This is a genomic window from Spirosoma flavus, assembly GCF_054778555.1.
The window spans coordinates 118,724-130,950 of record NZ_BAAGZL010000005.1 but is presented as its reverse complement, the minus strand read 5'-3'; the positions used below and the strand labels follow the sequence as shown (position 1 = coordinate 130,950).

Here is a 12,227-nt window from a genome sequence, read left to right as displayed (position 1 = left end):
GTTCAATCTACGATTGTGGGATTGGAACCAAATAATTTCGTTGTTTAAAAGCACATGACTGAAAAATCTCTACTTTATATATCTTTTGCCCCTTAGCCGCATTGCGGCTGATGACCATTTTCCTAGCCGGTACATTATCGGTTTGCTCGGCTATTTTCCATCGACGCACGTCAAAAAAACGATGTTCTTCAAAAACAAGCTCAATCTGCCGTTCGTGCTAAATTCGCTGGAGTAAAGCTTACCCACTTTCAGTAATGGCAGGCATACTGACACTTTGACGACTCCGAATTTGATTAACTAATTGACGAGCCTTCGTTTCATCCCCCAATTGATAAAGTGCTTCGGCATAGCGAATGAAAATCCAGGGGGTGTTACCAAGATTTGTCGTGCTAGGCCACCCGATCGTTTCATCGACAAATTTGCGGACACTATAGCTTGTAAAGGAGGCATTCCAACTTTCAACCCCTTCACTGGAATCTGGCCCTCCGGGTAGGTATGAACCTAACTCCCGATTTTGCCAGGGAGCGCCGTCGTATAAGATGCAATTATAAAACCGTGATCCACGGTTTTCGTAGGGATTTTGCGGATTATATTCAGGGTCATTGGCAGGTAGTTTACCACTTTTCATTTCAAAAGCCTCAACCAAATTATGCAAGGGATTAATTTGGTCGTCCCCCCTTAGCCATTCGGGTAAAAATGCAGGTCGATAGGCTTCCTTTAACGGTGTGTCCACCAAAAGGCTACCCTTTCAACTCATGAGTAGCCGATTGAAGGCAGTACGTTTTTTCAAGTGATTCGGAAGGGGTATGGACGTTGTGATCATTGCATGTTGAGCGTCAGACAAGGCAAGGAGCGCATCTTGGGACAATCAAGCAAATGAAATCGTATACCTGTGAGGTGGCTGGTAACTATTAATCGTCTTGCTATAACTCCTTGCCTAGTTACGTGATAGATGAGCTAAACTGTGGCAGGAAGATGTTTGAACTCTTTAAAGATTTATATAAAATGAAAAGAGGGACACTAATTGGTTTAACGTAAATAAAGCCGGTGCATGTCATAAACTGGAGACGTAGCACCGGTTTAAAACCCGGTGTAACAGTATACTAAGGCTTAATAAACAAAACTTACACTTTGTTTAACGTCACTTTAAAGTTTTGTCCAGCATTTGTCCAAGTTAGGATTAGTTGGGTATAATTACCCGTTCCGCCTGGACGGTAGTCCATATTGATATCCTGGGCCGTACCCACGTCGGATGTCAAGGTTAGTTTAGTCCCCGTCACGGCCCACTTCCCAGTAACTAATTCATCGGTGGTGTTTCCCGACATGCATTTACTTTCGTCGGTTTCCGAGAACGTATGATCACTGTTAAAATTATAGTAAAAGGTAATGTCGGAGCAGTTGTAGGAAAAAATCTGACGAAGATAAGCCAGGTAATCTCGGGTACCGTCGCTGAGTGGTGGATCAACGATAAATGCAACCATCTCCCACTTGCCCGTTACGTCCACTATCGGCGTTGGAGTTGAGCCCTTCTTCGAGCAGCCCGTCAATAGAAACGTAAATAAAATGATACTGGAAAAAGCCTTCAAAAAACAATGCGATTTCATAAAATGTCAAATTAAACGGTTGGAATTAGTTTTGGGTATCCTGAATCAGCAGGAACTGATTTTTGCTGATAGAATACGGAAGAGAAATTGCAACATTAAGTGAGGCCAACCGTGAAACCTTTCGTGAACGGTTCGTTTTTTTCGAGAGCGGTATAATTTCAGGTAGATTCCGTTGAAATTTTGACCATAAAAAAGCTCGTCCGTCCATACATGAACGGGCTTTTTAATTAGGTGACACCGGGGTTAATTAGTTCAACTCAAAAAGTGGTTCTTTAAGTATGCCAGGTAGGTATCGAAGCCGCAAGTCCGCTCATATAGATACAGGGTTGGCAACCTGGCGCGTTTACCTACTTTGCCATTGGTAAGTGTGACAGCGCTAATGTAGATTCGGTTGACGATATACACTAGCTCTACATGGGTAGTTCTCTGTTAACAGGGCGCACGTCTCGAGGGAGGGCCGCTGGAGCGGTGTAAAGGTTGTTGGTTGTGCCGTAACGTAACGTTATCTTCCATCAGCCCTCGCGGGCGTTGGGAGGACAGCAAAAGTAGCGCGTGTTTGCGGGCTTTCAGTCGACAGTCAGCATGTTTCGATAAGTAGGTTGTTTGGCTCGGTATGCGGCTTCAGTCGCCACGAGAAACGCTCCCATTTGTATAACCGAAAAAGTACATTTGGCACGTAGCTTCTAACAAACTGACAAATTATTTTCAGGACGGGTCAATTAAAAAATCGTTCAGAAAAACCTCCGAATAAAACTCGAACGAGACAATTTCACACCAGAAGTAAGACCATCAATCCTTGTTTGATCATTATCTGAACCTCATTATTCTGGGATTACTAAACTAATAACTACTAAAAATAATACTACTTACCCGCCCCGGCAGACTTACTGATTTCCGAGTGAGCCCCTGATATATTGTATAGCGTAATGTCATTTTTTTCCTGGAAACGGCCTAACTGCAAACGTTACCGGGAACGAGTGCGCAGAAATAATCAAATAATACCTTGGGAAAATGCCGACCAGTGTATACCCTTGTTAAAAACGGATTAAAAACGAAGTCAATTATCAGTAAAGGCTTTCCCGAAATATTAGTAAACTCAGGTTACATGAAACACATCTTTTCTACTCTTTGTATACTCCTGTTGGTGATTGCGGCACAGGCGCAGGGCACGCGGCAGATTACGGGTCGGGTGGCTGATGAACAGGGTGGAGCTCTGCCCGGCGTTAGCATCGTCCGAAAAGGTTCGCAGCAGGGAACCACGACCGATGGCGACGGGAAATACAACCTCTCGGTATCTAACCAGGACGCTACGTTAATTTTCTCGTACATCGGCTACCTCACGCAGGAAGTGCCCCTCGGCAACATCACGACGCTGGATATTGTCCTGAAAACGGATACTAAGTCGTTGAATGAAGTGGTTGTCGTCGGGTATGGTACACAACGTAAAGCGGAGGTGGCTACGGCTGTTGGAAGTATTGAGGGACGTACTATTGCCGAGCGAGGTACAGTAAGTCCATTACAGGGTGTTCAGGGGCAAATTGCCGGGGTCGATATTTCGGCAGGTTCTGGCCGGGCAGGGAGCAATTATTCTGTTCAGATACGTGGTCAGAACTCGCTGGCGGGTGGACAGCCGCTCTACGTAGTAGACGGAGTAATCGTGCCGGATATCAACTTTTTGAACCCGCAGGATATTGCCAAAATGGACGTATTGAAAGACGCGGCTTCCACCGCCATCTACGGATCACGCGGCTCGAACGGGGTTATTCTGGTCACCACAAAAGGAGGTTCCTCGGTCAAAGGGCGAGCAACGATTTCGTACGATGCGTATATGGGTATCCGTGAAGTAGCCCGTATGCCGCGCTTCATGACTGGCCCCGAATGGTGGGAGTATCGCCAGAATACGTTCATCTCCCCCGAGTTGATTGCCGGACGTACCAATTACACGAACACAATTGGCTCACTCGATAATCCGCTCATTCAGCAACGAGTGGCAAATAACGACTACACCGATTGGCGGAGTCTGGTGCTACGTACCGGCACACAGGCCAACCACTGGCTGACGTTTTCCGGCAACAGCGACAAGAATACGATTCAGTATCTGATCGGCGCTGGCTATCAGAAAGAGAAGGGAAACCTGCTTAACGAAGACCTCAATCGCTACAATTTCAAAGCCAGTCTGGACGGGAAAATAAATGATACGTGGTCGGCGGGGATGAGCATTAATTTCTCACTGTCCGAAATAGAGCGGGGTAGTGACGATGCCGTTCGGAATGCGTTCAACATGGCCCCTATTTTTAAGCCATACGACGACAATGGCAACCTGATTTTCCGTCCCGGCCAGATTCCGGTACCGGGTAGTTCGGTCATTTCCAGCGTAACCAGTACGGTCAATCCACTGCTTGAAATCCCCAATACCGAAAACAATACCCGCCGGGCGTTCGGCGTCGGAAATATTTACCTGAAGTTTGCGCCCGTAAGCTGGTTGGAACTGAAATCAACGTTTGCGCCAAGCATGAACTTTGAACGTAATGGTCGCTATTGGGGCTCGCTTACGGGCGTTGGGGAAGGTTTATTGCCGGATGCACAACGTAGTAACCAGCAATCGCTGTCGTACATTTTCGACAACATTGCCACAATTCGCAAGAACATCGGCGACCATAATTTTACCGTTACGGGGCTGTACAGCATGCAGAAAGATCGCTTCGAAAGCGATGGTCTGCGGGTAAATGACCTTCCGTTCAATTCGTCGTTTTATAACCTGGGTTCGTCGACCAATCGCCAATCGGGTGTCAGCGCGTTCAGCCAGTTTTCGATCATTTCGTACATGGCTCGTCTGAACTACGCCTACAAAGGCAAGTACTTTGCTACGTTGGCAACTCGCTGGGACGGCTCCTCCAAACTGGCCGACGGACACAAATGGTCGACCTTCCCATCGGCGGCCGTTGCATGGCAGATTTCAGATGAAAATTTCTTAAAATCGGCGAGTTACATTACTGAATTGAAGCTGCGTTTCAGTGCCGGGGTAGCGGGAAATAACAACAACATTTTCCCGTACGAAAGCCAGATGACGCTGAGCGATCCCGCTTTTTACGACTACGGCGGTACGGTTGCACTCGGTTATGGGCCCAGCCGTTTACCAAACCCGTCGCTGACTTGGGAACGTACGCGTGAGTATGACTTGGGCTTGGATTACGCCTTCCTGAACGGACGGATTTCGGGTACGATTGATGTGTACGACAAGCTTTCCCGTGGTGTTTTGATGAACCGGGATATCCCTATCGAAACGGGCTGGACAGCCATCAAGGACAACGTGGGTTCGGTACGTAACCGAGGGATTGAATTCTCACTACGAACCGTGAACGTAACGGGGAAAAACTTTACCTGGAATACTTCCTTTACGTTCTCCCGCAACAAAAACGCCATCGTCGATCTGCTCGATAAAAAAGAAGATCTGGTTGGAAACTGGTGGTTTATCGGGCAACCTATCAACGTCAATTACACCTACGTTTTTGACGGTATCTGGCAGGAAGGCGAACGCGAACAGGCGCTGAAATACGGTCAGTCGCCGGGGCAGGCCAAGTTGAAAGACCTCAACAACGACGGAAAAATCAGCAGCACGAACGACCGCGCGATTATTGGTCAGAAAGACCCGAAATGGACCGGCGGTTTCTCGACCCAGTTTACGTTCAAAAACTTCGACCTGTCGGCGTCGATGTTTGCCCGCCAGGGAGCGCAGGTGTTCAGCGCGTTCCACAGCCAGTTTCTGAACTACTCTGATCGCGGCACGGATAAACTTTACACCGACTACTACATGTCGGCTAATAAGGTTACACCTACGCGTCAGTCTAATACGTATCCGCAGCCAAACAACATTGGACCTTACTGGACGGGCGTTAACGGCGTCGGATTTTACAAGGACGTATCATTTGTGAAAGTGCAGAACATTGTGCTGGGTTATACGATTCCTTCTACATTGTTAGAGCGGGTCGGTGTCCGGAGTTTACGCGTGTATGCCAACGTACTGAATCCGTTCGTCTGGACTAAATACGACGGTTTTGACCCAGAATACGCCAGCGGTATCGACCCAACGACCAGCTCGAACGTCTCCAACACGACTACTGGTTCGGTCAACAATACCGGCCCCAGCACCATTACGTATCAGTTTGGCCTGAACCTCAAATTTTAATCGAGACACAATTTATGAAGACTATAAAAATTGCCGGTCTGCTCCTTGGTCTACTGCTGTCGGCAGGCGGCTGCAAAGACTTTCTGGAGGAACAGAATAAATCGAATGTCGTAGCCGATCAATATTACACAACCACCGAAGGGTACGAGAAATTGATCAATGCTACGTATTCGTCGCTACGTACCGTTTATGCATCACCCTGGGTTTTCTGCGCGGGAACGGATATGTACGTAACGGGCCGGTCAACGCAACCCGAGGGCCTTAGTGAGTACCGGAACCTGATCCCCGACGATCCCGAAGTGCTGACGTTTTATACGAACGTTTACAAGTCGATTCAGCTGGCGAACACCGCTCTGTATTTCAACGACAAGACGACGAATGTAGCAACACTTGGCGCTCGTAAGGGAGAAATGAAGTTTCTGCGAGCATATGATTACTTTCTGTTGGTGCAAACGTTTGGCGGTGTGAGTCTGGTAACCGATCGCTTTACGGCTCCTGTCGAGTCGTTCAAACGTAACACGGCGCAGGAAGTCTATGAATTCATTATCAAGGAAATGACCGAAGCGCTGGAGCTCGTTCCGGAAACGACGCCCAATTTTGGTCGCGTCACGAAACGGGCGGTACGTCACATGCTGGCAAAAATCCACCTGACGCGTGGTTACGAAACCTTCGCTGGTGCGGATGATTTCAAAACAGCCGCTACGTATGCCGATGCGGCCATTGCGTCGCAGGCGCTCACTACGTCGTTTGAGACGCTGTTCTATCCTGGCAATGAAAAGAATGCGGAAATCCTGTTCTCGATTCAATGGGATGCGGCTTCGTTACCAACCGCTACCACGGGCGGCAATACGCAGGCCGCTTATTTTGGTCCGTATTTTGGCGGTCAGGGAGCCGTTGAAGGATACCCATACCGAACGTATACGCTTTGCCCGACGATGTACACGTTCGACCTGTTTACCCAGAACGACGCCCGCTTCGACGCTACGTTCATGATCATGTATTACCAGCGTTATTATGACTACTACACACGGGCTAACGAACGTAACACGTTGACGGTGAAATACTATTACCCACCAAAATGGGCGAACAGCGCGACTGCAATTGCGGCCTGGAGAGCGGCTGATCCAGCCCGCCGGACCAACACGATTATCTATCCGTATTCGGGTACGCTCTGGGAAGCCAGCCAGACCGTTACGTTGGATAATTTCACCCCATCGGTCAAGAAGTTTGATGACCCATCGGCCCAATTTGGGGGCAACACCAGCACGCGCGATTTCTTCATTGCCCGTTTGGGAGAGACGTATCTAATTGCGGCTGAAGCCTATTTTAAATCAGGCAACACTGCCAAAGCTGCCGAACGTATCAACGAGGTTCGGCGTCGGGCGGCCAAAGCCGGTGCCGAAGCTGCAATGAAAATCGAAGCCACAGACGTAACGATCAACTACATTCTGGACGAACGGGCTCGGGAACTGGTCGGAGAATACCACCGCTGGTTTGATCTGAAACGTACCGGAACGCTCATTGCCCGCGCGCGTCAGTACAACAAGGACGTCAATAAATGGTATAACAACGGCGTCGATCCATTCCAGGGTGCTGGCGGTCAAAGTAAGATTTTGCGTCCCATTCCCACCCGCGCCCTTGATTTGAATCAGGGAGAATTTGCGCAAAACCCGGGTTATTAATACGTTTTATTATACAGAAACAGCCTGACACAGTTTGTGTCAGGCTGTTTCTGTATAATACATTGTCTCTCCTCTAGTACCCATCCCGTTCATTTTACAGGAGACTGTTTCGCATGGCTCCAGCTCGCGAGCCTCATCCGGACAGTCATAAACTGACCTGGAACAGAGGCCGGGGCCTGAACGATTATTACGTAATATTCATAACCCGAGGTAAGGGTATATTTGATGCGGAAAATCTGCAACCTACTGAAGCAGTGTTTCTTTCTTTTTCCGGGTGTATGGCATCGCTATAAACCCGATGTCAAATCAGGTTGGGAAGAATATTAGGTAGGTTTCAACGGATACTACATCCAGCAACTAATGGATAACCTAAACGTCAATCCAGCCAGGCCATTTGTATTTTTCAAAACTGTTCAAGAAGAAAAACGGTCTTTCACCCGTCGCCTTTCGAAAGCAGGAAAGCATATCCTGACATTTATCGATAACAAGAGCCTCTTCGTATGTTACTGACCAGAACCGACCACATCAGGCTTTGCAACTCATGACGCCAGTTGAATATCGACAGGCGGCTTAAAGGACAGCAAAACTGGCTCATCGAACAGGGTAAGGAAATGACGATATACAATTAGTCAAATTCACCAGCACATGCTCCAGCTTGAACCTAGCTTACTGGCTGATTTGGGTGAATTGGAGCGGAAACATCTGCTGCGAACGCTCCAGTATCTGAACAACTACCATTTCCCTTTTTTATAAAACGTAGGTTGCTGGAAACTGCCTCAATAGGCTTAAGTAGTCTGGCTGAAGCAAAGGTTATTCCTCTCATAGGCAGGTACATAGTGAACTCAGAAGCCTATCTGTTGCCCCTTCCAGAAAACACTTACTTGTTTTGCTACGTTTATTGCTGCAAAATACGTCTGCAATTAACACCCCTGCCCAGCGATTAATCGGATGGGCATTAACTTTTCAATCCATTATTAGACCGATGGACTATTGCATTACCTACTTCAGCACCGCCGTCGAAACAACTACTGAAGCCGATGTGATCGATATTGTCGACTTCAGTCGCGAAAAGAATGCTCGCCTGGGCATCACTGGGGTGCTACTGTACCTCAATGGACAGATCGTACAGGTGCTGGAGGGCCAACAGTCGGCCGTTGAAGCGCTCTACAATAGCATCCAGATCGACCCCCGACACACCAACGTTCGAACGGTCATCAGTCATTCCATTTCTCAACGCTTGTTCAGCCAGTGGTACATGGGTTATGAAACGCTGACTACCCAGCAGTACGATGAAGTCAGGGGGCTGCTACCGACCAGCTCCCAGGAGATAGTCTCACCCGATTCCCAGCAGTCGGTAATCCTGCGGATGCTGCAACGTTTTTTTGAACTCAATCATCATCCATAAGCTGAAGGCCGGTATCATCCGATTGCTCTTGTCAGGGGTAAGTATGTGACTCAACTAATTTTAGGTGCCTACTGACAAAACCGTTTTATTAAACCTTTCGTTGGTAAGTTAAGTAGTGTTTTCTCTTGATGGATCAATCCTCCGCTTTTCCTTTTTTACCGAACAGCCTGGCTGAGCAGGAACGCCTGCGTTATGCTATCCAGGCTGCCCAGGTAGGCACATGGCACCTCGACATCGGTCAGCAGCAGGTGTGGTGGGATCAGCGGTGCCAGGAGTTATTCGGATATTCGGGAAACACGGCCATTGCCTACCAGCAATTACTAGCACTGGTGCATGAACAGGATCAGCAGCGCGTTGATGAAGCCCTGCGGGCGACGTTTGATCCCACCACGGCCGGTTATTACGATGTAATTTTCCGAATTGGTAACGCGCCAGATGGGTCGATTCGCTGGTTACATTGCCAGGGCCGGGCGTATGTGGATGTGATGGGGGCAGCTTTTCGCCTGTCTGGAGTGGCCCGGGATATTACGGCTCAGGTACAGACCCAGGAACAGTTGGAAGCGAGTAAAGCCCGATTTCGTAATCTGGTTCTTAACTCACCTACACCCACAGTTTTGTTTGTGGGGCGGGAGTTGGTAATCGACACGGTCAACGCGCCGATGCTTCAGATCTGGAAGAAGGATGCATCGGTAACGGGCCAACCCCTGCCGGAAGTAGTGCCTGAATTAGCGAGTCCTTCTCTACTAGAGCAGTTGCAGCGCGTCTATGATGCCTCGAACGCGCGTTATACTACAACGGAGCAAGAACAACTGGTGATCGACCGACTGTGGGAGCAGTCCTATTTTAACTTCGCGTTCAACCCTGTTTATGGTCAGGACGGTGCCGTTTTTGGGTTTATTCATACAGCTACGAATGTGACGGGTGAAGTACTAGCCCTTCAGCAATTACAACGTAGCGAAATTCGTTTTCGGTCCCTGATTGAAGAAGCTCCCGTAGCGACCTGCTTACTAGTTGGTCCTGACTTACGCATTGAAGTTGCCAATTCAGCCATCCTGGAACTTTGTGGGAAAGATAAATCGGTGCTCAATCAGCCTTTAGTCCAAGTTCTACCCAACCTTGACGGTCATTTTTTGTTGAGCCGTCTTGAGGGAATACTGGCTTCAGGAGCGGATTATTCGACGCGTGGAGCTCCCGTCGACTTTGGGGTAGCTGGCCAGTCAGAAACCTACTACGTTGACTGGACGGCGAAACCTTTACTGAATGATCAAAATCGAGTCTACGCTATCCTGGTGATGGCCACCGATGTCACTCAGCAGGTGGTAGCTCAACAGGCTATGCAACGCCGGGAGGCTCAGAAAACGTGGCTGCTGAAACTAACTGACCAGCTCCGTGAACTAACCGACCCAGGGGTAATGTATGATCAGGTGGCCAGTCAGCTAGGCGCTTATTTGGGGGCAGGGCAAGTTGGTTATGGCCAAATGGGAGAAGATGATAGCTACTGGATAGTCCGGCCTACCTACACGCGCGATGGCTTTGAGGACTGGCAGCTTCCCCACCGCTTCGCTGAGTACACGTTCCTATTGACGGGCTTTGAGCGGCAGCAAACCATCGTTCGTTCTGATATCGCGCAGGACACAACGCTCACCCCTGACCAAAAAGCGGCATATCAGGTCCGGCATGTGGGCGCAAGCGTCACCCTGCCCCTACGAATCAAAGGCGAGCCGATCACGATACTGTTCGTGCATTTCCCAAACCCACATGCCTGGACAGCGGATGAAGTCATGTTGCTGGAAGAAGTAAGTACCCGCCTGATAATCGCTCTGGAGCGGGCAGCGATTGAAGCTTCCCTGCGGGAAAGTGAGCAGCGCTACCGACTATTAGCTGAGCAACTGGAGTACCGGGTGGACAAGCGAACCGATGAATTGGTGTTGGCTAACCAGGACTTGCAACGCTCTAACGATAACCTGCAACAGTTTGCTTACGTAGCTAGCCACGACTTGCAGGAACCCCTCCGCAAGATTCAATCGTTTAGCACCCTGCTGCGCGCAGAATACGCCAATCAACTCGCTGGAAACGGCCTGGAATTACTGGAGCGGATGCAAAAAGCAGGAGAACGCATGTCCACGCTGATTCGGGACTTGCTGACATACTCGCGTATCTCGACCCGCCAGCAAAGTTTTGACCTGGTCTCCTTGAGCGACATTTTAACCGGAGTCCTGATTACGTTCGATTGGCAAATTGAGCAGACGGGTGCTCAGATTCAGTTTGACGAGTTGCCAATGGTGAAGGGCGATACGATCCAATTGAGTCAACTGTTTCAGAACTTGATTGGTAACGCCCTGAAATTTGTAGCTCCTGGTCAATCACCACTGGTGCAGATCCGATATTCGCAATGCTCACTGAATGCGTTGCCAGCTCAGGTGAAGCCTGGTATTGAGGTGGCCACTTATCATCAGATCAGCGTGGCGGACCAGGGCGTGGGTTTTGATGTCAAATACCTGGAGCGCATCTTCCAGGTGTTTCAGCGGCTGCACGGTCGTAATGAATTTTCGGGTACGGGTGTTGGGCTGGCTATCTGCCAACGAGTGGTGGAGAACCACGGGGGCGCTATTACAGCGACCAGCATCCTGGGGCAGGGAACCACTTTCTGGGTTTATTTACCAGCTTGATAAAGTATATTTTCCATTGATCTGATATTAATAATCTGCCCATTTGGAGTAACACTGAATGCTACTTGTTGTGGCGATTGCCATCGTAAAACGCCTGTAACATCCGCAAAATGGGATTGTCGGAAAGCAGCACCCCCGCAAACGTATCCCGTTTCAGAGAAATGATGGACTTGATTTCGTGAAGATATTGCTCACTGATCGTTTCGTAGCCAAGTATCCATTGATTGATAATATTATTTAAAATTCAGTTGTCAATGTAATAATATTCGTGCACGTTGTACCCTGTCAAGACTTTACTATTTACTCACTATTAGGACAAAAGATCGTACTGTTGTATTCTGCCTATAAAGATATATAACCTTTTTTCGTCACATTTCTTTATAAAATAATACAAAAAAGGCTCTATTTTAGTTACCTTGAATTACGTACAACTATAGTTCGATGAATACCTTTTAAGGGGGTCGCAGCTGCTGAGCCAGTCCCTTTTCTAACCCAGTTGGCCCCGCCCGTACTGGAGATCGGCTAAAGGCTGATAGTCGGGGCTGCCGTCTATCGTTACGTTGGTAGTAGCTGTAACGGTCTGGCTGTTATTATTAACGGTGAGCTTAAAGCTCTGAGTACCTAGACCAGCCGCCGTTACGTTCTGACTGAACGACGTAGTAGACGTACTTCCCGTCATAC

At 48.6% G+C, this 12,227-nt stretch carries 6 protein-coding genes and 1 pseudogene; 4 read left to right on the top strand and 3 right to left on the bottom strand.

The annotated features are described in order from the left end of the window. Window positions 1-7: 7 nt before the first annotated feature. Window positions 8-733, bottom strand: a pseudogene (locus ACYVF1_RS24295) (RagB/SusD family nutrient uptake outer membrane protein). A gap of 391 nt (window positions 734-1,124) precedes the next feature. Beyond that, window positions 1,125-1,604, bottom strand: a complete 480-nt coding sequence (locus ACYVF1_RS24290) for a hypothetical protein (RefSeq protein ID WP_461083790.1) — start codon at window positions 1,602-1,604, stop codon at window positions 1,125-1,127. 1,105 nt (window positions 1,605-2,709) lie between these two features. Between ACYVF1_RS24290 and ACYVF1_RS24285 the strand changes: the two genes are divergently transcribed. The 4 genes from ACYVF1_RS24285 (at window position 2,710) to ACYVF1_RS24270 (ending at window position 11,546) form a co-directional block, all read left to right on the top strand. Beyond that, window positions 2,710-5,790, top strand: a complete 3,081-nt coding sequence (locus ACYVF1_RS24285; RefSeq protein WP_461083788.1) for a SusC/RagA family TonB-linked outer membrane protein — start codon at window positions 2,710-2,712, stop codon at window positions 5,788-5,790. Window positions 5,791-5,804: 14 nt separating this feature from the next. Continuing rightward, window positions 5,805-7,472, top strand: a complete 1,668-nt coding sequence (locus ACYVF1_RS24280; RefSeq protein ID WP_461083786.1) for a RagB/SusD family nutrient uptake outer membrane protein — start codon at window positions 5,805-5,807, stop codon at window positions 7,470-7,472. 886 nt (window positions 7,473-8,358) lie between these two features. After that, on the top strand, window positions 8,359-8,877 hold the full coding sequence (locus ACYVF1_RS24275; protein ID WP_461083784.1) for a BLUF domain-containing protein: 519 nt from the start codon (window positions 8,359-8,361) through the stop codon (window positions 8,875-8,877). 128 nt (window positions 8,878-9,005) lie between these two features. Beyond that, window positions 9,006-11,546 (top strand): PAS domain-containing sensor histidine kinase, encoded by a 2,541-nt coding sequence (locus tag ACYVF1_RS24270; RefSeq protein WP_461083782.1) that lies wholly within the window; start codon window positions 9,006-9,008, stop codon window positions 11,544-11,546. 487 nt (window positions 11,547-12,033) lie between these two features. Here ACYVF1_RS24270 and ACYVF1_RS24265 read toward each other — a convergent pair whose 3' ends face one another. After that, complete coding sequence (locus tag ACYVF1_RS24265) at window positions 12,034-12,225, bottom strand: hypothetical protein (RefSeq protein ID WP_461083780.1); 192 nt, start codon at window positions 12,223-12,225, stop codon at window positions 12,034-12,036. Between the last annotated feature and the right edge of the window lie 2 nt (window positions 12,226-12,227).